Annotated in this window: 20 protein-coding genes and 1 tRNA gene; 12 read left to right on the top strand and 9 right to left on the bottom strand. The window is 69.2% G+C overall.

Annotation, left to right across the window (positions count from 1 at the left end; translation table 11 throughout):
• Positions 1-109: 109 nt before the first annotated feature.
• A complete protein-coding gene (locus ACZ7CD_RS04915; RefSeq protein ID WP_360396941.1) occupies positions 110-1,825 on the bottom strand; it encodes a bifunctional metallophosphatase/5'-nucleotidase in 1,716 nt (571 codons plus the stop codon).
• 166 nt (positions 1,826-1,991) lie between these two features.
• Here ACZ7CD_RS04915 and ACZ7CD_RS04910 point away from each other — a divergent pair, with 166 nt between their 5' ends.
• Complete coding sequence (locus ACZ7CD_RS04910) at positions 1,992-2,423, top strand: MarR family winged helix-turn-helix transcriptional regulator (RefSeq protein ID WP_360397101.1); 432 nt, start codon at positions 1,992-1,994, stop codon at positions 2,421-2,423.
• 51 nt (positions 2,424-2,474) lie between these two features.
• A tRNA-Ser gene (locus tag ACZ7CD_RS04905) sits at positions 2,475-2,559 on the top strand.
• A gap of 112 nt (positions 2,560-2,671) precedes the next feature.
• Here ACZ7CD_RS04905 and ACZ7CD_RS04900 read toward each other — a convergent pair.
• Positions 2,672-3,328, bottom strand: coding sequence for a hypothetical protein (locus ACZ7CD_RS04900; protein WP_470378317.1), 657 nt, complete (start codon positions 3,326-3,328; stop codon positions 2,672-2,674).
• A 216-nt stretch (positions 3,329-3,544) separates the two neighbouring features.
• On the opposite strand from ACZ7CD_RS04900, the gene ACZ7CD_RS04895 reads away from it, so the two are divergent.
• On the top strand, positions 3,545-4,858 hold the full coding sequence (locus ACZ7CD_RS04895) for a helix-turn-helix domain-containing protein (RefSeq protein ID WP_470378316.1): 1,314 nt from the start codon (positions 3,545-3,547) through the stop codon (positions 4,856-4,858).
• Here the strand turns inward: ACZ7CD_RS04895 and cutA are convergent.
• The 3 genes from cutA to ACZ7CD_RS04880 form a co-directional block, all read right to left on the bottom strand.
• Positions 4,842-5,168 carry a divalent-cation tolerance protein CutA gene (gene cutA / locus ACZ7CD_RS04890; RefSeq protein ID WP_360396944.1) on the bottom strand — a complete coding sequence of 109 codons (327 nt, stop codon included), beginning with the start codon at positions 5,166-5,168 and terminating at the stop codon, positions 4,842-4,844. The genes ACZ7CD_RS04895 and cutA overlap by 17 nt on opposite strands.
• Before the next feature lie 159 nt (positions 5,169-5,327).
• Positions 5,328-6,848 (bottom strand): M28 family metallopeptidase, encoded by a 1,521-nt coding sequence (locus ACZ7CD_RS04885; RefSeq protein WP_470378315.1) that lies wholly within the window; start codon positions 6,846-6,848, stop codon positions 5,328-5,330.
• A gap of 77 nt (positions 6,849-6,925) precedes the next feature.
• The gene (locus tag ACZ7CD_RS04880) at positions 6,926-7,558 is read right to left on the bottom strand and encodes a GNAT family N-acetyltransferase (protein WP_360396946.1); all 633 of its coding nucleotides are present in this window, start codon (positions 7,556-7,558) and stop codon (positions 6,926-6,928) included.
• 45 nt (positions 7,559-7,603) lie between these two features.
• On the opposite strand from ACZ7CD_RS04880, the gene ACZ7CD_RS04875 reads away from it, so the two are divergent.
• Positions 7,604-8,569, top strand: a complete 966-nt coding sequence (locus ACZ7CD_RS04875) for an NAD(P)H-quinone oxidoreductase (protein WP_458429747.1) — start codon at positions 7,604-7,606, stop codon at positions 8,567-8,569.
• Here ACZ7CD_RS04875 and ACZ7CD_RS04870 read toward each other — a convergent pair.
• Together ACZ7CD_RS04870 and ACZ7CD_RS04865 are read right to left on the bottom strand one after the other, a co-directional pair.
• Entirely contained in the window at positions 8,553-9,203 is a 651-nt protein-coding gene (locus tag ACZ7CD_RS04870) for a class I SAM-dependent methyltransferase (RefSeq protein ID WP_360396948.1), read from the bottom strand. The two genes, ACZ7CD_RS04875 and ACZ7CD_RS04870, sit on opposite strands and share 17 nt — an antisense overlap.
• A 19-nt stretch (positions 9,204-9,222) precedes the next feature.
• Entirely contained in the window at positions 9,223-10,422 is a 1,200-nt protein-coding gene (locus ACZ7CD_RS04865) for a cysteine desulfurase-like protein (protein WP_360396949.1), read from the bottom strand.
• Between the two features lie 91 nt (positions 10,423-10,513).
• On the opposite strand from ACZ7CD_RS04865, the gene ACZ7CD_RS04860 reads away from it, so the two are divergent.
• The 8 genes from ACZ7CD_RS04860 (at position 10,514) to ACZ7CD_RS04825 (ending at position 18,724) form a co-directional block, all read left to right on the top strand.
• Entirely contained in the window at positions 10,514-10,999 is a 486-nt protein-coding gene (locus tag ACZ7CD_RS04860; RefSeq protein WP_470378314.1) for a bacterial proteasome activator family protein, read from the top strand.
• Between the two features lie 102 nt (positions 11,000-11,101).
• On the top strand, positions 11,102-12,022 hold the full coding sequence (gene wzm, locus ACZ7CD_RS04855; protein WP_360396950.1) for a galactan export ABC transporter permease subunit Wzm/RfbD: 921 nt from the start codon (positions 11,102-11,104) through the stop codon (positions 12,020-12,022).
• A gap of 15 nt (positions 12,023-12,037) precedes the next feature.
• On the top strand, positions 12,038-12,844 hold the full coding sequence (gene wzt / locus ACZ7CD_RS04850) for a galactan export ABC transporter ATP-binding subunit Wzt/RfbE (protein WP_360396951.1): 807 nt from the start codon (positions 12,038-12,040) through the stop codon (positions 12,842-12,844).
• Entirely contained in the window at positions 12,841-13,743 is a 903-nt protein-coding gene (gene glfT1 / locus ACZ7CD_RS04845; protein WP_360396952.1) for a galactofuranosyltransferase GlfT1, read from the top strand. Before wzt ends, glfT1 begins: the two co-directional genes overlap by 4 nt.
• Positions 13,744-13,784: 41 nt before the next feature.
• Positions 13,785-15,725 carry a DUF6541 family protein gene (locus ACZ7CD_RS04840; RefSeq protein WP_470378313.1) on the top strand — a complete coding sequence of 647 codons (1,941 nt, stop codon included), beginning with the start codon at positions 13,785-13,787 and terminating at the stop codon, positions 15,723-15,725.
• A 106-nt stretch (positions 15,726-15,831) separates the two neighbouring features.
• Positions 15,832-17,040 carry an ABC transporter substrate-binding protein gene (locus ACZ7CD_RS04835; RefSeq protein WP_470378398.1) on the top strand — a complete coding sequence of 403 codons (1,209 nt, stop codon included), beginning with the start codon at positions 15,832-15,834 and terminating at the stop codon, positions 17,038-17,040.
• Entirely contained in the window at positions 17,037-17,915 is an 879-nt protein-coding gene (locus ACZ7CD_RS04830) for a carbohydrate ABC transporter permease (protein ID WP_470378312.1), read from the top strand. Before ACZ7CD_RS04835 ends, ACZ7CD_RS04830 begins: the two co-directional genes overlap by 4 nt.
• The gene (locus ACZ7CD_RS04825; RefSeq protein WP_470369705.1) at positions 17,912-18,724 is read left to right on the top strand and encodes a carbohydrate ABC transporter permease; all 813 of its coding nucleotides are present in this window, start codon (positions 17,912-17,914) and stop codon (positions 18,722-18,724) included. Before ACZ7CD_RS04830 ends, ACZ7CD_RS04825 begins: the two co-directional genes overlap by 4 nt.
• Before the next feature lie 53 nt (positions 18,725-18,777).
• Here the strand turns inward: ACZ7CD_RS04825 and ACZ7CD_RS04820 are convergent, their stop codons facing one another.
• Positions 18,778-20,679 (bottom strand): glycosyltransferase, encoded by a 1,902-nt coding sequence (locus tag ACZ7CD_RS04820; RefSeq protein ID WP_458429752.1) that lies wholly within the window; start codon positions 20,677-20,679, stop codon positions 18,778-18,780.
• Between the two features lie 184 nt (positions 20,680-20,863).
• The gene (gene glf / locus ACZ7CD_RS04815) at positions 20,864-22,051 is read right to left on the bottom strand and encodes a UDP-galactopyranose mutase (protein ID WP_360396958.1); all 1,188 of its coding nucleotides are present in this window, start codon (positions 22,049-22,051) and stop codon (positions 20,864-20,866) included.
• Positions 22,052-22,117 lie beyond the last annotated feature (66 nt).

The raw sequence follows: 22,117 nt of genomic DNA, 5'->3' as shown, positions 1-22,117 counted from the left end.
GCCGCAGCCGGAAAAGGATCAGGAAATGATCAGGACCGATTTCTGGGGTGGCCCGCGAAAAGGCCCTCCCGGCGGCGTGATCGCCACCGGGAGGGCCTTCGGCCGTGCCTTACGGGAGCTGCGTGATGCGGTCGAGCGCCGGGGCGCCCTGACCGGGGTGGGCCACCAGGTACGCGGAGAACGCGTCCAGGTCGATGCCACCGCCGGTGATGTCCTTGCCGAGGGTGAACTCGCTGAAGCCGTCACCGCCGCCCTGCAGGAAGCTGTTGATCGTCACGCGGTAGTTCGCGTTCGGGTCGAGCGGGGCGCCGTTGAGCGTGACGCCCGAGACCTTCGAACCGAACGGCGCGGTCTTCGACCAGCTGTACTTCAGGCCCGCGGAGGGCTGCAGCACGAACGTCCTGGCGGCGGTGAACTGCTGCTCCAGCACGTTCTTGAGCTGCGCGCCGGTCAGCGTGACCGTCTGCAGGATGTTGCCGAACGGCTGGACGGTGAACGCCTCGCCGTAGGTGACCACGCCATCGCCCTCACCGGCCGGGGAGGACTTGTAGGTGAGGTCGGCGCGCACGCCACCGGGGTTCATCAGCGCGAGCACGGCACCGTTGCCCTTGGTGGCCTCCAGCTGCCCGTCCGCGATGAGGTTGCCCAGCGGCGACTCACCGGCGGGGTTCTGCGCGCGGAGGACGTCCGAGCTGATGTCGCCGATCTTCTTGTTCGCGATCGGGCCCGACTTCTGCTTGGCGAGGTCGATGATCGCCTGCACCTCGGGGTCCGGCGCGACGGTGCGGGTGACGATCTTGTTGTCGGCCTTGGTCTCACCGCGGACGACGTCGCGGGTGCGGCGGTCGATCTTCAGGTCGACGACGCTGAGCTCACGACCGAACGCGAGCCCCTCGATGAACGGCCGCGGGTTGCCGGCCGGGTCCTTGACCACGCAGTTGTAGTGCTGGTGGCTGTGACCGGAGAACACCGCGTCGATCTTCGGGCTGACGTTGGCCGCGATGTAGCTGCCGGGGTTGTTCGCGGCGACGTTGCAGGCGTTGGGCCCACCGGTCGACGCGGTGACCTGGTCACCCTGGTGCACCAGCAGCACGATCGACTTCACGCCGATCGCGTCGAGGAGGTTGGCGTACCTGTTGGCCGCCTTCACCTCGTCATCGAACTTGAGTTCTTTGATGCCGTTGGGGTCCACCAGGAGCGGCACGTCCTTGAGCGGCATGCCGATGAAGCCGATCGGCATCCCGTCGCGGAACTCCACCCAGAACGGCGGCAACGCCGGCAGCCCCGTCTTGGCGTGCGTGACGTTCGCGCCGAGGATCGGGAAGTCAGCGCCCTTGTACTTGTCCCGGAACTGGCAGCCGTCGACCGGGTGGCAGCCGCCGTGCTGCATGCGCAGCAGCTCCTTGTACCCCTCGTCGAACTCGTGGTTGCCCGCCGCGGTCGTGTCCATGCCGACCTTGTTGAGCACCTCGACCGTGGGCTCGTCGTGGAACAGCGCCGACACGATCGGGCTCGCGCCGATCAGGTCGCCCTGCCCGACGATGACGGAGTTGCGGACCTCTTTCTGGAGGTTCTTGATGTGCGTGGCGTTGAACGCGGCACCGCCGGCGTCGACGGTCGTGCCGTCCGCCAGCACGACCCGGCCGGAGCTGCCGGTGGGCGGCTCGATGTTGCCGTGCAGGTCGTTGATCCCGATCAGGCGCACGTCGACCGCGCCCCGACCGCGCAGTGACTCGACATCGGCCTGGGCAGGCCCGGTAGCGCTGATGACAGTGGCCGCGGCGGCGGTGATCGCCAGAACGGTGAGCCGTCTGAACGACTTCATGGGTTACAGGCCTCTCAAGGGCGTGGTTAACGCGCGTGTACGGCCCGGGAGTCTGCCTTTTGACCGCCTGGTTTTCCAGAGGGATGACTCGATCGTCATGAGCCGGTTTAGCCTTGTTGGCGTGACATCAAGTGAGCAGGAGCCGCACTGGCTCGACGAGGGTGAGATGCGCGCGTGGCGCACCTACGTGAACGGCTCCTCCATGCTCATGGACCGCCTGCACCGAGAGCTGCAGGACGCCCACGGAGTGTCACTCGCCGACTACGAGATCCTCGTGCGCCTTTCCGAACAACCGCACCACCGCATGCGCATGACCCAGCTCGCCGAGGACGTCGCCTCCTCCAAGTCCCGCGTCTCCCACCAGGTCGCGCGGATGGAGAAGGCCGGCCTGGTGCTGCGGCGCGAGTGCACGGAGGACGGCCGCGGCGTGCTGGCGGAGCTGACCCCGGCCGGTCTCGCCCAGCTGGTCACCGCCGCCCCCACGCACCTCGCCGGGGTGCGGGCGCACATCGTGGACCTGCTGTCGCCGGAGGAAGGCGAGGTGCTGGCCAAGGTGTTCGACCGGGTCATGACACACCTGCGGGACTCGAACGGCTAGGCTGCTCCGCTGACACCTCCGGTGGGTGTCGGTGACGCCTCTGGGCGTCGGGGAAGCGTGGCAGAGCGGCCGAATGCACCCGCCTTGAAAGCGGGAGACGGGCAACCGTCCGGGGGTTCAAATCCCTCCGCTTCCGCAGTTCAGAGGGGTTGTGAAGGCTGTCGGGAGGCCTTCACGGCCCCTTTGGTGCAGCAACGGGCCACTTCGATGTTCGAGTCCCCCGATGCCCCATCTCATCGAGGCCGCCGTCACCGTGTCTGGACTGCGTCGTGCTGCTCGGTGAGTTCGGTCAGCGGCACGAACGTGCAATCCCGGAGCTCGCGAATGAGCGCTGACGCCACCACCCACCGGCTGTCGGGGTCGTTGTAAGCCAGATTCACGTCCTCGACTGCTACCGGCCCGAACACACCCTTCCGGTAGAGCGCTCCGCGGATGCCCGCCACCTCGAACGATCGGACGCGAACGGCCACCGCTCCACGCCGCAACGCCGGACACAACCGCAGGGACTGCGCAGCGCACGGCACGCACACAGGCGGCTCAGTGCAGGCCATGCCTTCCGGCCACCCCGCCCAATCCTCTTGGTGGTCCCGCAGCAGCCACAGCACACCGTCCTCGTCCTGACCGGCAGGCCCGGCGCACACCTGGCACAGCAGCTTGCGCATGGCCCGTCGCTGCCTGAGCGGGTGCACTTCGCCGAACTCCGGCTTGCCCACGCCATGACGTACGGCTGCTCGCTGCCACAGCACGCCGTGCGAGTCCCGGTCGCCGAGCAACTCATCCGCGTAACCGACGCCGTAGCCGGGACGCTCCACCACGCGGGAAGGAATCTCCTGCTCGGCGCTCCAAGTGGTGATGTACGGGGCGATGAACTTTGAAAATTGGTTCGCTGCCACGGGTGCGGGCATCACTGGAGTGCTCCCCACTGTCGCTGTCGATGGGTGGCACCCCCGCGCCGAGGAAACAGGCCGCCGACCTGCATTCGGGAACAGGCCGGTTTTGAGTTCTTCCGGGTGCCCTTGCCGACGCCGGGTGCCTGCCCACATGAAAATTGCTCGCCCGATCGGGCGGAGTCGCCGCAAGGGGTGGCCATTTCATCGAAGTGGCCAGAAGAGGTGGCCAGAATGGTGCGCATCAGTCCCAACCCCTTCAGGATGGACGCCATGCACGAGCCGGTGAGCATCGGGCGGCTGCTGCGGCAACTTCGGTTGGTCGCCGGTCGTTCGCAAGCAGAGCAAGCGGCCGTGCTGTCCGACCTGGCCGGCCGCGCGGTGACTCGCAACGAAGTCTCACGCTGGGAGGCCGAAAGCCGGTTGCTCACGCCCTATTGGCAGCAGCACTACGCGGCTACCTTCGGGACATCGGTTGCCGAGCTACGACGCGCAGTTGCTACGGCCAAGGCCAGCCGACGGCGAGCCCGAGGTCAGCAAGACCAGCAGCTTGAGGGGGAAGACGTGCAGCGGCGGGAGTTCTTTGGCGCGATGGCCGGGCTGGCAGTGTCTTTGCCCGCCACTGCGCGGCCGACGTCAGGGCAACGACTTGGCATGGGCGACGTCCATCGGTTGCTGGAGCGCACCGCCCGGTTGCGCCGCCTGGATGATCTGCTCGGCGGTGCGGACACCTATCGCCTCTACCTGAACGAGCTCACGGCGACCACCGAGCTGGTGCGCAGTGCGACGTGCCTGCCCGCTGTCCGCAAGGCGTGTACGGCCGTCATCGCCGAGCAAGCCCAGATGGTGGGTTGGGCGGCGTTCGACGCCGGAATGCACCAGAAGGCCAAGCAGCACTACGAGGCCAGCCTGAAGGCGGCGAACGAGGCCAAGCACGCGATGCTCGCGGGCAACGCCCTGGCCTTCGATGCCTACTTGCAGGTGAGCGTTGCCAAGCCGGATGTCGGGACGGCCGTTGCCTCGTACGCGACCGCGGCCAAGTACGCCACCCCTCGTGTGCGAGCCCTGCTACTTGAGCGCATGGCCTGGACACATGCCGTGGCCGGCGATGCGCACGCCACTGAACGCGCCCTCACGGAGGCGGCCGACGTCGTGCGCCAGACCGGCGACCGTCCCGAACCTGACTGGGTGTTCTGGGTGGATGAAGACGAAATCCGCATCATGGCGGGACGGTGCTGGACGCAGCTGAAACGCCCGCTGCGTGCCGTGCCAGTCTTGGAAGACGTGCTTGGCCGCTACGGCGACACCCATGCCCGCGACAAGGCGATGTACCTGACGTCGCTTGCCCACGCGTACCTCGATGCGGGCGAAGTGGAGCAGGCCGCAGCTGTCACCGAACGCGCTGCGCACTTGGCGAATGGCGTCGGTTCGGTGCGGCCTGCCGAGAAGATCGGGAAGGTCGTCCAGCGCCTGAAGCCGCACGGCAGCTTGCCCGCGGTGACCAATGCGATCGAGGCGGCGGCGCTCCTCGCTACGGCGCAGGGCTGACCGTCTTGCGCAGCCAGGCCAGGTAGTCGTCTGACGCTTCGGCCAGCGCCACGGCCGTCACTTCCGGGTTGTCCCAGGGGTGTTCGCGGCGCAGGTGTGCTTCCAGTTCGGGGTAGCGCTCGGTGGTGGTCTTGAGGCTCACCTGCCACTCCTCGCCTTCGCCTTGCTCACCGAGGTGCCAGAAGAACGACGTCACGGGGCCTGACACCTGCGCGCCTGCGGCCAGACGAGCGGCAACAGCGGAGCGCGCCAGGTTGGCGGCGGTGTCGCGGTCAGCGGTTGTTGTCGTTACCTGCAGAGCTTCGGTCACGGGCACGACCATATTTCTCTGCCCGTTTCGTTCGCGACAAATCAGGTTTCGAAGAAGTTCGTCAGACCGCTTCCACTGCACGGATTTGCACGCCTGCCCACACAGCGAAGGGGCCCGGCACGCGCGGTGCCGGACCCCTTCGTGCAGCGGGAAAAGCGGTTACGCCACAGCCTCGTGCGAGTGCGCGTGGTCGTCGGCGTGCGCGGCAGAGGACACCTTGGCCGCCGACAGACGGGCCTCGGCACGCTTGGCGCGCGGGGGCACGCCGTTGACGTCCTCGGTGGACACGCCGTAGGCGGCGGTCACGAACGCGATCGCGCCGGCGTTGCGGCCGAGTGCGACGCGGTCGATGTTGCCGAGGTTGTCGCACGCCGAGTGGTAGCACGGGTCGTAGGCGACGCCGGCCGTTCCGCCCCACTTGGCGGCCTGGGCCGCGGTCTTGACGCCTTCCGCGCCGGTGAACAGGCCGCCGGCCGGGATGCCCTGGGCGATGAACTCGCCGTAGTCGGAGCGGCCGGAGAAGTCGGTGCCCTCGGTCGGGACGCCCTTGGCGGCGAAGTAGTCGGCGAAGGCCTTCTCGATCTGCGCGGAGCCGTAGGGGCCGGGGCCAGCGCCGACGCCGTCGGAGTTGTCGCCGTCGTAGATGAAGTAGGCGGCGTTCGGCGAGCCGACCATGTCGAAGTTCAGGTACAGGGCGATGTCGAGCTGCTGCTCGAACGTCAGGGACTGCACCCACTTCGTCGAGCCGATCAGGCCGCGCTCCTCCGCGCCCCACCAGGCGAAGCGGACGGCGTTGTCGACCTTCGGGCGGGAACCGAGCTGCAGCGCGGTCTCCAGGAGCGCGGCCGAGCCGGTGCCGTTGTCGTTGATGCCCGCGCCGACCTCGACGCTGTCGAGGTGCGCGCCGGCCATGACGACGTTGTTCTTGCGGCCGGTGCGGGTCTCGGCGATGACGTTGCGCTCGGTGCGGACCTCGGTGTGGAAGCGCATGTCGACGGTGACCGCGGAGCCGGCCTTCCCGGCCAGCGTGGTGCCGTCGGCCTGCGAGATGCCACCGGTGGGGATCTTGCCGGGGTTGGTCAGCGTCACGTTCGACAGCGGCCCGGCGGTGTTGTTCGACACCAGCACGGCGATGGCGCCGGCGGCGGCCGCGTTGAGGTGCTTCTGCTCGAACGTGCAGCCGCCGCGGCGGATCAGGGCGACCGAGCCGGTGAAGTCCTGGCCGGCGAAGTCGGTGGCCTCGCAGCCGGTGGTGGCGTCCTCCGGCACGACGCGCAGCGGGCCGGTCACGCCGCCGACGGGCGTCTGCGGGGACGCGGTCATGATCAGCGCCTGGTAGTTCACGCCGGCGACGGTGGCGCGCTCGGCGTCGGTGACCATCACGTCGAAGTCGAACGTCGGCGTGCTCACGATGAAGCCCTCGTCGCGGAGCTTGCCCGCGACGTAGTCGACGCTCGCGCCGTAGCCGGGGGTCAGCGCGGCGCGGTTGCCGCCGTTGCGGTCCGAGATGCGCTGCAACGCGATCAGGTGGCGGTTGACGCCCTCGACGGTCACCTTCTTCGCGAGCTTCTTGGCGAGGGCGGGACCCGCGGGTTCAGCCGCGGCGGACGCGGTGGCGGTGGGGGCTGCGACGAGTGCCGAAATGGCCAGCACTGCCGCCAGCCTGGATCTGCCTGACATGAACGTTCCCCTTCGTCCGAGTGGGGCCACCCTCACAAAGAGGAGACACGGGCCACAATCCGTCGGTCGGTGGGAGTTCAGCTGGTGATCAGTCGAACACACTCAGCGAGCCCCGCGACCTCGGTGTGCCACGCCGGCCGCGCGAAGTTCGCCACGTCCAGCCGCAGTCGCACGTGCTCAAGCCGCTCGCCGCGCGGTGCGGCGGCGGTCGTGCCGTCGTGCACGTACCCGAGCTTCTCACTGACCCGGTTCGAAGCCCGGTTCCCGACCCACGCGGCCGATCGGGCGATGCGGGCACCCAGGTGGTCGAACGCGAACTGCAGCACGGCGACGCGCATCTCGGTGCCGAAGCCGTTGCCGTGGAACTTCTGCCCCAACCACGAGCCGGTGGCCACCTCGCGCAGCACGGCGAAGTCGCGCGCACTGAGCTCCTGCACGCCGATGACCTTGCCCTCGTGCCGCACCAGGAACGTGATGGCCCAGCTGCCCGGCGCCACCTTCGCGCGGTTGGCCCAGAAGAACTGGACCATGCTGCGCCCGCCGTCGTCGGACAGCTGGTCGGTCCACGGCACGTTGAACGGCATCTCGTCCGGCGCGTGCACGCCCTCCTTCGCGACGTCCACGAGCTCGAAGAGCCCTTCGTCGTCGTCCGGGCGCAGTTCGAGGCGCGGCGTGGTGAGCACGAGGTTCCGCAACGGCCAGGCGTTCATGCTCTGATGGTGCCGGGGCTGTCGAATGTGATTACGGTCGATCACATGCATGCGATCACTGTGCGCGAACCCGGCGGCCCGGAAGTGCTGGAGTGGACCGAGGTCCCCGACCTGTCACCGGGTCCCGGCGAGGTGCTGGTCGACGTGGCCGCCTCGGCCGTCAACCGCGCGGACCTGCTGCAGCGGCAGGGCCTCTACCCGCCCCCGCCGGGTGCGTCGGACGTCATCGGCCTGGAGTGCTCCGGCACGGTGCTGGCGCTGGGCGAGGGCGTGACCGGTCTCTCGGTCGGCGACGAGGTGTGCGCGCTGCTCGCCGGCGGCGGCTACGCGGAGCAGGTCGTCGTGCCCGCGGCCCAGGTCCTGCCGGTGCCCGCGGGTGTCGACCTGGTCACCGCCGCGTCGCTGCCCGAGGTGGCGTGCACGGTGTGGTCGAACGTCGTGATGGACGGCCGCCTGAAGGCCGGTGAGACCTTCCTGGTCCACGGTGGCGCGGGCGGCATCGGCACGCACGCGATCCAGGTGGCGAAGGCCCTCGGCGCCACGGTGGCCGCCACCGCCGGTTCCGACGAGCGCCTGGCCCGCTGCGCCGAGCTGGGTGCCGACATCACCGTGAACTACCGGACGCAGGACTTCGTGGCCGAGGTCGGGAAGGCCGACGTCGTGCTCGACAACATGGGCGCCTCCTACCTGCCGCGCAACATCGACGTCCTCGCCCCCGACGGCCGGTTGATGATCATCGGCATGCAGGGCGGCGTGAAGGGCGAGCTGCCGATCGGCAAGCTGCTGGCGAAGCGCGCGTCGGTCATGGCGACCGGGCTGCGGGGGCGGACCGTCGAGGGCAAGGGCGCGATCGTCGCGCAGGTCCGCGAGCACCTGTGGCCGCTGGTGGAGAGCGGTGCGGTGAAGCCGATCGTGGGGCGGGTGGTGCCGATGTCGAACGCGGCGGAGGCGCACCGGCTGCTGGACGAGGGGGACGTGTTCGGCAAGGTGGTGCTCAAGCGAGAGCGGTGACGGTCGCCGACGCGATCGAGGTCCGGGGAGCGGTGCGGAACTCCATGCCGAACTCCTCGGACCACCGTCCCAGCACCGCCTGCTCGTCCGCCCGGTCGGCGTCGTCGACCAGCACGGTCGCGCCCGGTGCCAGCACCCCGCGCAACACCGGTAACGCCGGGTACCGCAGGTCGCCGAGACCGGGGCCGTCCACCAACAACAGGTCCACGAGCCCGCACGAGTCCACGTAGCCGAACACCTCGGCGTGCACCTGCTGCGGCGCGTACCACTGGCCGTGCCGCGACAGGGCCGCCGGATGACGGGACAGCGGCGCGTGGACGACCCGCGCCACGCCGCCGAGGCCCTCCCGCCGCAGCTGGGAGGCCACGAACGCGGCGGTGCGCTCGTCGTGCTCGATCGACAGCAACCGGCCGAAGCCGCGCTGGGCGAGCAGCCGGGCCAGCAGCACCGAGGAGGAGCCGCAGCCCAGTTCCACCAGCACGGTGCGGGCGCCGAGCACGATCTCGTCCAGCACCGCGACCAGGGCTGACGGGCGCAGCTCGCCGGAGGTGCGCGGGAGGTACCCGGTGCACAGCGGGCTCAGCCGCTGCAGGGCCGTGAGGTCTGCCAGCTCGCGTGCGAGCGAGTCGTCCAACCAGGTCTCCCCGAAAGCCTCAGGCCAGCTCGGCCACGGCCCGCACCAGGTCGTCCACCTCGACCGCGTTCGTGTAGTGGGCGAGTCCGACGCGGATGGCGCCGCCGACCTCGCCGACACCGAGCACCGAGAACACGCCGTGCTGGCCGGGGTCGGCGAACGCGCAGACACCGCGCGAGGCGAGGTGTTCGACGCCGTCCTCCGCCTTGACCCCGGCGATCGTGAACGCCAGCGCGGGGACTCTGCGCATGGCGTCGCCGATCACCATCACGTGGCGCAGCGAACGCAGTTCGTGGATGAGGTTGGCGAGGAGTCCGGCCTGGTACGCCTTCACCGAGCCCAGGGACGTGAGCAGGCGCTCGCGGCGGGTGCCGGTGGCGGCGTCGTCGAGCTCCGCCAGGTACTCCACGGAGGCGACGAGGCCGGCGAGCAGCGGGTAGGCGTGCGGGCCCAGCTCCAGGCGTTCCGGGCCGCGGGCCTGCGGGTCGACCGAGCAGGACGGCAGGCGTTCCAGCACCGACGGGTCCCGGAACACCAGGGCCGCGACCGGCGGACCGCCCCACTGACCAGCGGAAAGGGCCACCACGTCTGCGCCCATGCCAACGATGTCCAACGGCACGAACGGCGCGGCCGAGGAGGCGTCGACCACCACCACGGCGCCGTGCGCGCGGGCCACCGCCGAGATCTTCGCCAGGTCCGGGCGGGTGCCCACGACACCGGAGGCGGCGGTGATGGCGATGAGCTTCGTGCGGTCGGTGACGAGCTCGTCGTACTGCCAGCTCGGCAGCTCGCACGTCTCGATGTCGACCTCTGCCCACTTGACCGCGCTGCCGGTGCGCTGGGTGGCGCGCAGCCAGGGTGCGATGTTCGCCTGGTGGTCCAAGCGGGAAACCAGTACCTCGTCGCCCATGAACCAGTCGTCGGTCATGGCGTCGGCGAGGCGTTGCAGCAGCACTGCGGAGGAGGGACCGAGCACGACACCCGCGGGGTCCGCCCCCACCAGGTCGGCGACGGCACGGCGGGCAGCGTCGACGATCGCCTCCGCCCGCTGGGAGGCGGGGAAGAGCCCACCGGGACCGGAGACGGGGGCGCGCAGGGCGGTGGAGACCGCCGTGGCCACCTGCTCGGGCACCTGCATCCCGGCCGGTGCGTCGAGGTGCACCCAGCCGTCGCCGAGCGCGGGGAAGAGCCCTCGTACCCGTGCGACGTCGAACGCCATGCCACACACCGTACGTATGAGGGCAAACTCGGTGTTGCCCAGCCCCCACCCGACTAATGTCAAAAACGTCGACAGGACCAGGATGGAGCGCATGAACCAGGAGCAGCAACCAGTGGTGGTCGTCGGTGCGGCGGACGGTGGTGACCTCACCGACCTGGTCGAGCAGCCGGCGAAGGTCATGCGGATCGGCACGATGATCAAGCAGCTCCTCGAGGAAGTGCGGGCCGCTCCTCTGGACGAGGCGAGCCGCAACCGGCTCAAGGAGATCCACAAGCGGTCCATCGACGAGCTCGAGGACGGTCTCGCGCCCGAGCTGCGCGACGAGCTGGAGCGCCTCTCCCTCCCGTTCACGGAGGAGGGCACGCCCTCGGACGCGGAGCTGCGGATCGCGCAGGCGCAGCTGGTCGGGTGGCTGGAGGGCCTGTTCCACGGCATCCAGACCGCGCTGTTCGCCCAGCAGATGGCCGCACGCGCCCAGCTGGAGCAGATGCGCGGCCGTGCGCTGCCCGCGGGCAGCAGCGGGAGCGACGCCGCGGACACGGGTCTCGGTCCCAAGGGGACGGGTCAGTACCTCTGAAGGTTGCCTCGATCGGATGGTGACCTACATCCGGGCGCGGTGACCACTCCGTGACGTACCGGCGTCCAAGGGCCTCCTCAGGCGCCGGTACGCTCAGTCCTCGTGCAAGCCACCAGTACGCTCGACCAAGCTGAGGCGCCCCCTGCCGTCAAGTCGCGCAGCTTCAAGCGCGCGTTCGCCGACGTGCGGGAAGCGTGGGACCACCGCGAACTGTGGGGCCACCTCGGCTGGCAGGACATCAAACAGCGCTACCGCCGGTCGGTCATCGGTCCGTTGTGGATCACCATCTCGATGGGGACCACAGCGCTCGCACTCGGTCTGCTGTACTCGGTGCTGCTGGACGCGGAGCTGCCGGCCTTCCTGCCGTACATCACCGCGGGCTTCATCATCTGGAACTTCATCCTCGGCTGCGTCACCGAGGGCACCGACGTGTTCATCGCGAACGAGGGGCTGATCAAGCACCTCCCCGCGCCGATCACGATCCACGTGATGCGCATGGTGTGGCGCCAGGTGCTGTTCCTCGCGCACAACCTGGTGATCTACCTGATCGTCATGGTGATCTTCTTCGGCACGCTGTCGGAGCCCTACCGGATGACCGACGGCGGCACGCTGCAGCCCGGCATCAGCTGGACCATCCTGCTGGCGATCCCCGGCTTCGTGCTGCTGGCCGTCAACGCCGTGTGGGTGTCGCTGCTGTTCGGCGTCATCAGCACCCGCTTCCGCGACATCCCGCCAGTCGTGAACAGCTTCATCAACCTGGTGTTCTTCATGACGCCGATCGTCTGGGACGCCGACATCCTCACGAAGGTCACCAAGACCGCCGGCAGCGACTCGCAGTGGCGCGTCCTGATCGCCGAGCTGAACCCGGTGTACCACTTCGTCGAGGTCGTCCGCGCGCCGCTGCTCGGCCACCACGTCGACTGGCACCACTGGGTGGTCGTCGGCGGGTTCACGGTCGTCGGCTGGCTGGCCGCGCTCGTCATCCTGCGCAACTACCGCGCTCGCGTCTCGTACTGGGTCTGAGAGGGAGGCCGAGACATGGTCAGCATTGACGTCTGGAACGCATCGGTCGACTTCCCGATCTTCGACGCGAAGTCCCGTTCACTGAAGAAGCTCGCACTCGGCAAGGTCGGCGGCAAGATCGGCTCCGAGGGCAAGGTGCCGATCATCGAGGCACTGCACGACATCACGCTGTCCCTCAAGGACGGCGACCGCGTCGGCCTGGTGGGCCACAACGGCGCGGGCAAGTCCACGCTGCTGCGCCTGCTGGCGGGCATCTACGAGCCGACCCGCGGCCAGTCGCGGATCGTCGGCAAGGTCGCTCCGGTCTTCGACCTCGGCGTCGGCATGGACCCGGAGATCTCCGGCTACGAGAACATCATGATCCGCGGTCTGTTCCTGGGCATGAGCCGCAAGGAGATGGAGAAGCGGGTCGACGACATCGCGCAGTTCACCGAGCTCGGTGACTACCTGTCGATGCCGTTGCGCACGTACTCGACCGGCATGCGCGTCCGGCTGGCACTGGGCGTCGTCACGTCGATCAACCCGGAGATCCTGCTGCTGGACGAGGGCATCGGCGCCGTCGACACGGCGTTCCTGGCCAAGGCCCGCGACCGCCTCAAGGGCCTCGTGGCCCGCTCCGGTCTGCTGGTGTTCGCGAGCCACTCCGACGAGTTCCTCGCGGAGTTCTGCAACACCGCGATCTGGATGGACGAGGGCCACGTCAAAATGCACGGGGACCTGAGGGAAGTGCTCATCGCGTACAAGGGTTACGACCCGTTCGAGCGCATGCACCTCTCCCACGACGCGCCCGTACTCAGCGGAAATGGTGGCGAGAAGCAGTGAACACCGAGGCACTGCCCAAGGGCTCCGTGGTCGCGGTGGTGGTCACCCGCCACCGCAGGGAACTGCTGGCCGAGTCGCTGAAGGCGCTCTCGACCCAGACGCGCGTCCCCGACCACCTGGTCGTCGTCGACAACGGTCCCGACCAACCGGTCGACGACCTGGTCGAGCAGTGCCCGCTCCCCACCACGTACCTCGCCTCGCACCGCAACCTCGGCGGTGCGGGCGGGTTCGCGCTCGGCATGCTGCACGCGTTGTCGCTGGGTGCCGACTGGGTGTGGCTGGCCGACGACGACGGCCGGCCCGCCGACGAGAACGTGCTGGAGGTGCTGCTGGAGGAGGCGGAACGGCGCAACCTCGCCGCCATCTCCCCCGTCGTCACGAACATCGACCGGCCGGAGAAGCTCGCGTTCCCCCTGCGCCGCGGGCTGACCTGGAAGCGCTCGGCCGCCGAGCTGGGCACCGACTTCCTGCCGGGCATCGCGTCGCTGTTCAACGGTGCGCTGTTCCGCGCGACCACCCTGGACGTCGTGGGCGTGCCGGACTACCGGCTGTTCTTCCGCGGCGACGAGGTGGAGATCCACCGCCGCCTGGTGCGCTCGGGCGTGCCGTTCGGCACCTCGCTGCGGGTCGCGTACGTCCACCCGGACGGCTCCGACGAGTTCAAGCCGATGCTGGGCGGCAAGTTCCACGCCCAGGACCCGGAGAACCCGGTCAAGCGCTACTACACCTACCGCAACCGGGGCTACCTGCTCTCGCAGCCCGGCATGCGCAAGCTGGGCCTGCTGGAGGTCTTCCGGTTCGGGCTGTACTTCCTCGGGGTCAAGCGCGACCCGAAGGGGTTCGTGGAGTGGCTGAAGCTGGTGCGGCTGGGCCAGAGGGAACGCTTCTTCCGCAAGTGAGGCCGCGGGCGGCGCCGCCCTGGTGAAGGTGTAGGGATTTCATGCTCGACGCGGTCGCGTTGTTGGCTGCACTGGTCACGGTAGTGCTGCTCTGGGTACCGGGGCTGGCGCTGGCGGCGACCGCAGGTCTGCGGGGCTGGCTGCTCATCGGAGCGGCCCCGGCCGTCACCATGAGCCTCGTCGGCATCGCGGCGCCGCTGTTCCCGCTGGTCGGCGTGCAGTGGAACCTGTGGACCTTCATCGTCTGGTGCGTCGTCATCACCGGTGTCATGGGCGCGGTCGTGCTCCTGCTGCGCCGCCGCGGCCGTGAGCTGACCTTCCCGCAGGGTCCCTGGTCCACGTCCGGCCACCTCACGGTGGTCGTGTCGGTCGTCGTCGCGGCGTGCGTCGCGGTGCTGGTGCTGCGCGCCGCCACGCACGGGCTGGCCACCGTGCCGCAGGGCTGGGACGCGCCGTTCCACGGCAACGCGATCCGGCTCATCGCCGAGACCGGCAACTCCAGCCCGCGGGCGCTGGCCTGGATCGACGCGCCGGACAACCCCGGCGGCAGCTTCTACCCGAACGCCTACCACTGCTTCGAGGCGCTGGTCTACAACGTGAGCGGCGCCGACATCCCGCGAATCCTCAACACGGGCATGCTCGTCACCACCACGCTGACCATCCCGCTGGGCACGATCGCGCTGGTCAGGGCCTTCGATGGCGCCGCGGGGTTCGCCGCCGCCAGCGCGCTGGTGTCCACGTCGTTCGCCTACTACCCCTGGGACCTCTACCAGTGGGGGCAGCTCTTCCCGTACGCGGCGGCGCTCGCCATGGTGCTGCCGTTCTTCGCCGTGCTGGTGCGCTGGCTCGACACCCGCGCCGACCGGCTCGGGGTGCTCGTCGCGTTCCTGGGTGCCGGTCTGACCGCCACGCACTCGGCGTCGGTGTTCGTCGCCGCCGGGCTCGGCGTGTTCCTGGTGCTGCAACGGCTGCTCGCCGACCCGCGCGAGTGGGTCCGCAGGGAGCTGCCGCGGCTCGCCGTGGTGGCGGTCGCGATCCTCGTGCTCGCCTCGGCGTACCTGCTGGGCGCGAGCAGCATGGCCGGTGCCACCGCCGCGTACAACTGGCCCGCCGTCACCACGGTCTCGCGGGCGTTCGGCGACGCGGTCCTGTTCGGCAGCGACGCGCCGTGGCCGCAGTGGCTGCTGGCGCTGTGCACGCTCGCCGGCCTGTTGCTGCTGTGGCGCGACGGCACCTGGCGCTGGATGGTCGCGGGCTACGCGCTGTTCCTCGGCCTGCTCGTCGCCGCGGCCGGTCTGGACGCCCCGTGGGTCCAGACGATCACCTCGCCGTGGTGGAACGACCGGTTCCGGCTCGCTGCCGTGATCATCCTGCCCGCCACGCTGGCCGCCGGCTGGGCGTTGCAGACCGCGGCGCGCTGGGTCACCGAGAAGGTGCTGCAGCGCGTGCCGGAGACGACCAGGTCGCGCCGCACCGCCATCGCCGTGCTCGCGGTCGTCGCGATGGTGCTGGCCGGTGGCTACTTCGGCCAGAGCCACGGTTACGCGGCGCGCAACGCCGACCGCATGACGTGGACGTTCGACAGCCCGGTGCTCACGCCGCTGGAGCACCAGGGCCTGCTGGAGACCGGCAAGATCGTCAAGGACGGCGAGCTCATCATGAACGACCGCGGCGACGGCACCGTGTGGTCGTACGCGATCTCGGGGCGGCGTCCGGTGATCGGCCACTTCCAGGGCAGCGTGGCCACGCCGAAGCGCGAGCTGCTGCTGAACAGGTTCAACCGCTTCGGCAAGGACCCGCAGGTCGCCGAGGCCATCCGCTCGCTCAACGTGAAGTACGTGATGGTCGGCTGGGGCATGATCGCGGAGTTCAAGCGCGCGGAGGGCCTGCAGAAGCTGGACCTGGTCGACGGGCTCACCCCCGTCTACCGCAACCCGGAGTTCCAGCTGTACCGCATCGACTGGGACGAGCTCGCCAAGTGATCTGCTGACGGCGGAACCGCCGCTTCCGCCGCGCACTTCGAGTAATCCCTCGCGCACCTCGGGTGATCGGAGTAAGACGGGGTGGGTGATTTCCCGACGCAGACTTCTGTCCTTGGCAGGCGCGACGGCGCTGCTCACCGCGTGCGGTTCCAACACCGGCAGGGGCGGCAGCGGCCAGGCCCTCAAGCAGTGGTACCACGCCTACGGCGAGCCGGGTGTGCAGCAGGCGGTGGAGCGGTACGCCCAGTCGTACGGGAAGGTCCCCGTCGACGTGCAGTGGAACCCCGGCGACTACGACTCCAAGCTCGCGACGAGCCTGCTGTCCGACGGCGGACCGGACGTCTTCGAGTCCACCCCGCAGATCAGCTCGGTGCGGGCGGGTCAGCTCGTGCCGCTCGACGACGTGCTCGGCGCCGCCAGGGACGACTTCACCGCCTCGATCCTCGCCGGGCACACGGTCGACGGGAAGCTCTACGGCATCCCGCAGGCCGTCGACATGCAGATGTTGTTCTACCGCAAGAGCATGCTCAGCGCGGCCGGGGTGCAGCCACCGTCCACTGTGGATGAGCTGGTCGCCGCGGTCCGCACGCTCACGACCGGCGGGGTGAAGGGGCTCTTCGCCGGCAACGACGGCGGCGGTGCGGTGCTGGGCGGGCCCGCGCTGTGGTCGGTGGGCCTCGACTACGTGCGCGACCACCAGGTCGGGTTCGACGACCCGCTGGCGGCGCAGGCGATCGGCAAGCTGCGCGAGCTCTACACCAGCGGCGGTCTGCTGCTGGGCGCGGTGAAGGACTGGGCGGAGCCGGACGCGTTCACGCAGGGGCTGGTCGCCATGCAGTGGACCGGGCTGTGGGCGGTGCCCGCCGTGCAGAAGGCGCTGGGCGACGACTTCGGCGTGCTGCCGTTCCCGAAGCTCACCGGCAGCGGGAAGCCGAGCGTGCCGGTCGGGGCGTTCGGCGCGATGGTCAACGCCAAGTCGAAGCGGGTCGACGAGGCCAAGGAGTTCGTGCGCTGGCTGTGGGTCGAGCGGACCGACTACCAGGAGGACTTCAACCTGAGCTACGGCTTCCACGTCCCGCCGCGCGACAGCATCGCGGCGAAGGCGTCCAAGCTGTCGGCCGGACCGGCCGCCGACGCGGTGAAGTTCGTGCGGGACAACGCGAAGGCGTCCAACCCGCCGGACTGGACCTCGACGATGCGGACGGCGTTCAACGACGCGGTGTCGCGGGTCGTGCGGGACGGCGCACCGGCCGACGCGGAGCTGCGGGCCGCTGCCGCGAAGGCGCGGGACGAGCTGAAGCGCCTCTACGGATGAGGCACGGCAGGGCGTTCTGGCTGTTCGTCGGCCCGTTCGCCGCCGGACTGCTCGTGTTCGTGTACGTGCCGATCGGCTGGAGCGTGCTGCTGTCGTTCTTCGAGGCGCGCAACACGGTGACGCCGACGGAGTTCGTGGGGCTGCGCAACTACGCCGACATGCTGACCGACCAGCCGTTCCTGGCGAGCCTCGGGACGTTCAGCGTGTTCGCGGCGTTCATCGTGCCGTTGACGTTCGTGCTGGCGCTGGCGCTCGCGTTGCTGGTCAACCAGATCAGCTTCATGAAGGCGTTCTTCCGGTCGGTGTTCTTCCTGCCGACGGCGTGCTCGTACGTCGTGGCGTCGCTGGTGTGGAAGCTGTCGATCTTCAACGGGGTGCGGTTCGGGCTGGCGAACACGGTGCTGGGCTGGTTCGGCGCGGAACCCGTGGCGTGGACGGTGTCGACGTCACCGCCCTGGTACTGGCTGGTGCTGGTGACGCTGCGGCTGTGGTTGCAGCTCGGGTTCTACATGATCCTGTTCATCGCCGGCCTGCAACGGATTCCGCAGCACCTCTACGAGGCGGCGTGGATCGACGGGGCGTCGCGCGGCTGGCAGTCGTTGCGGTACGTCACGATGCCGCAGCTGCGCACGACGTCGGTGGCGGTGCTGCTGTTGCTGCTCGTCGCGGCCTACCAGGCGTTCGACGAGTTCTACAACGTGCTGGGCACCGACCGCGGCTACCCGCCGTTCGCGCGGCCGCCGTTGATCTACCTCTACTACACGGCGCTGGGCAGCGGTGGCCAGGACTTCGGGCACGGCAGCGCGGGCGCGGTGGTCCTGACGTTGCTGATCGCGGGGGTCACGTTGGCGCAGGGGCGGGTGTTCACGCGATGAGGGTGCTCCGGTACCTCGCGCTGTCGGTGGCGGCGGTGCTGTTCCTGGTCCCGTTCTACCTGGTGCTGCGCAACGGGCTGGCCACCGAGGCCGAGCTGACGGCACCGACGTGGACGTTCTGGCCGGAGCGGATCCGCTGGGAGAACTTCGGCGAGCTCTTCGCGAACCCGGCGGTGCCGCTGCTGCGCAGCATGGTGAACTCGCTGGTGGTGGCGGTGCTGCAGACCGCGGGGCAGCTGCTGCTGTGCGGGCTCGCGGGCTACGGGCTGGCGCGCATTCCGTACCGCTACTCGAACGTCGTGCTGGTGCTGGTGGTCGCGACGCTGATGATCCCGGCGGCGGTGACGTTCGTGCCGACGTTCGTGGTGGTGTCGACCCTGGGCTGGGTGTCCGACCTGCGCGGGCTGGTGATCCCGGGCCTGTTCAGCGGGTTCACGACGTTCCTGTTCCGGCAGTACTTCCTCAACTTCCCGCGCGAGGTCGAGGAGGCGGCGCGGATCGACGGGCTCGGGCACTGGGGCACGTACTGGCGGGTGGTCGTGCCGAACTCCAAGGGGTTCTTCGCGGCGCTGGGCGTGATCGCGTTCGTGACGAGCTGGAACCAGTTCCTGTGGCCACTGGTGATCGCGCAGGACCAGGACTCGTGGACGGTGCAGGTGGCGCTGTCGACGTTCCTGACCGCGCAGTCGATCGACGTCGTGCAGCTGTTCCTCGCCGCGGCCGTGTCCATCACCCCGCTGGTGGTCGTGTTCGTGGCGCTGCAACGGTTCCTGGTGCGCGGGGTCACCGAGACCGGTGTGAAGGGCTGAGAACGGCGACGGGCCCCGCTGCACACCAGCGGGGCCCGTCGCCGTTCAGCTGATCAGTTCTCGAAGACCTTGCGCCACGACTCGACGGAGGTCAGCTCCGGCAGCGCGTCGCGGTACATCTTCTGCATCCGCGGCCATTCCGCGGACAGCCGGCGGTAGTTGGCGACCGCGCGCTTCATCAGTGCGCGGAACTCCTTCGGGTCGCGCTTGCGGAACGCGACACCGCTGCCGTCCGGGTGCGAGACCGTCGCGCTGTCCAGGTTGCCCAGCAGGTACCAGCGCGCGTTCGCCGACGGCACGTTGACCTGCGGGCGGGCCGTGGTCGACGGCTGCGGGCTGCGCAGGTTGTGCAGCACGGCCTTGCCGGCCTCGCGGGCCATGACGACCTTGTTCGAGGGCCTGCTGAGCATCTGCTCGGTGCGGACCATGTCGAAGGTCGGCGGCGGGAACTCGCGGGCCGACGGCAGGGTCTGCGCGTCCTGGAAGTTCTTGCGCAGCTCGCGGATCTCCGGCAGGGCCGTGCGCAGCGACTCGAACAGCTTCGACGGGCCCGCGAGGAAGTCCTCCAGCGCCTTCTGCTGGATCGCGACGGTCGAGTACTCCATCGACAGCAGGTGCACCAGCGACTGCTTCAGACCCTGCTTGAGCAGCGTCTTGCGCACGTCGTACGGGCTGTGCAGCGCGGCCAGGACGAGCCGGTTGCGGGTGTGGAAGTACGCCTGCCAGTCGGTGGCGTCGTTCTTGTCCGTCCACGGCATGTGCCACACGGCCGAGCCGGGCAGCGACACCGTCGGGTAGCCGCGGTCGAGCGCGCGCAGCGAGTACTCCGCGTCGTCCCACTTGATGAACAGCGGCAGCGGGTAGCCGGTGCGCTGCACGACCTCACGCGGGAACAGGCACATCCACCAGCCGTTGTAGGTCGAGTCGATGCGGGTGTGCATCTCCGCGGTCTCCCGCAGCGAGGACGCGCCGAAGTCGTGGTCGGTGAGCGCGCCGGGGGCGGCCCGCCAGAAGCAGGTGCCCAGGTCGACGACCTCGCCCATGCTGTGCAGCCGGGAGCGGGCCTGCAGGTTCAGCATGTGGCTGCCGACGATGACCGGCTGGGCGGCGGCGCGCGCGAACGCGTTGGACCGCAGCAGCGCGTCCGGCTCCAGGCGGATGTCGTCGTCCATGAGCATGATCTGGTCGACGTCGGTGTGCTCGATCGCCTCGTACAGGCCGCGGGTGAAGCCACCGGAGCCGCCGAGGTTCTCCTGCTCGATGACCTCCAGGCGGTCGCCCAGCACCGCGGCGGCCTCGGCGAAGCCCTCGGTGTCGCGGACCTTCACGGCGCCCTGGTCGGCGACGAAGACCTTCTGCACGACGTCGAGCACGGCCGGGTCCTCGCCGAGCGTGCGCAGCGCGATGACCGCGTCGACCGGGCGCATGGTCGTCATGCCGATGGCGACCTTCTGCGCGGGCAGGTCCTGCTCGGTGGTCCACGCCGCGTGGTCGATCTCCAGCGTCGAGTCGTCGGTGAAGACGTCGAACCAGATCCAGCCGCCGTCCTCGTACGGCTTCAGGTTGATCTTGAAGGTGACCTCGGTCGCGGTCTTGGGGCTGCGGACCGTGGTGCCTTCGAGGTGCACGATGTCGCCGCTGGGCTTGGAGCGGTAGACGTCGATGCGGCCGGCGCCGCGCACGGACATGCGCAGCACGACGTCGTCGATGACCGTCCAGCGCCGCCAGTAGGCAGCGGGGAACGCGTTGAAGTACGAGGCGAACGAGACCCGCGCGGACTGCGGGATGGTGACCGCCTGGCGCGAGGACACGTGGCTGTGCACGTGCTCGGGCTCGTCGAGGTACAGCGGTCGGACGTCGAGCGGGTCCTCGTCGCGCGGCAGGATCACGCGCTGGAGGACCTTCGTCGGGTCGATCGTCTTAACGGCGGCCTTGGCCTTGGCCTGCTCAGTCACGTGCTTCCTCCGGCGAACCGCCACGGGTGCGTCGACGGTTCGAGTCAGCTCAGTCGATGGCGACGACGGCACCTGCCACACCAGGTGAACGCGGCGTGCGTGCCGTCGGGTTGCATGGTAGGAGATGGGCACGGAAAAGCCCGCCTGAACCACAGGTTACCGCAGGTCAGGCGGGCTAATCACATCAGTCGAGTGAACCGTCGAGCGCGGCGCCCCCGCTGAGGTGCGGGGCGATCTTGTTGTCGAACACGCTCAGGGCGGAACCGATCGCCATGTGCATGTCGAGGTACTTGTACGTGCCGAGGCGGCCGCCGAAGATCACGTTCTTCTCCGCGGCTTCGGCCTTCGCGAGCTCGCGGTAGCGCTCGAGCTTCTCGCGGTCCTCGGCCGTGTTGATCGGGTAGTACGGCTCGTCGTCCTTCTCCGCCGACCGGGAGAACTCGCGGACGATGACCGTCTTGTCCGACGGGTAGGTGTCGCGCTCGGGGTGGAAGTGCCGGAACTCGTGGATGCGGGTGTACGGGACGTCCGCGTCGTTGTAGTTCATGACCGGCGTGCCCTGGAAGTCGCCGATCGGCAGCACTTCCTGCTCGAAGTCGAGCGTCCGCCAGCCCAGCCAGCCCTCGGAGTAGTCGAAGTACCGGTCCAGCGGGCCGGTGTAGACGATCGGCGTGCCCGCGGGGATCTCGTCGCGCACGTCGAAGAAGTCCGTCGACAGCTTCACGTCGATGTTCGGGTGGTCCGCCATCTTCTCGAGCCACGCGGTGTAGCCGTCGACCGGCAGGCCCTCGTAGGTGTCGTTGAAGTAGCGGTTGTCGAAGGTGTAGCGCACCGGCAGGCGGGTGATGACCGCCGCGGGCAGCTCCTTCGGGTCGGTCTGCCACTGCTTCTGCGTGTAGGCCTTGATGAACGCCTCGTAGAGGGGGCGGCCGATCAGCGAGATCGCCTTCTCCTCGAGGTTCTTCGCGTCCTTGGTGTCGATCTCCGCGGACTGCTCGGCGATGTAGGCCTTCGCGTCCTCCGGCGACATGTACCGGCCGACGAACTGCGAGAGCAGGCCCAGGCCCATCGGGAACTGGTACGCCTGACCGTTGTGCATCGCGAACACGCGGTGCTGGTAGCCGGTGAACTCGGTGAACTGGTTCACGTACTCCCACACGCGCTTGTTGGACGTGTGGAACAGGTGCGCGCCGTAGCGGTGCACCTCGATCCCTGTCTCGGGCTCCGCCTCGGAGTAGGCGTTACCACCGATGTGGTCACGACGATCGAGCACCAGGACCCGCTTGTTCAGCTGGGACGCGGTGCGCTCGGCGACCGTGAGACCGAAGAACCCGGAACCGACGACAATCAGGTCATAACCTGCGAAGCTCACCCACAAGAGGGTAGCCGTGACGGCGGCCACCGCTGCCGACGCCCCCTCAGCGCCGCCTTCCGCTCA

Source organism: Lentzea sp. NPDC036949, from assembly GCF_055608075.1.
This window is presented reverse-complemented; position numbering and strand designations above follow the sequence as displayed.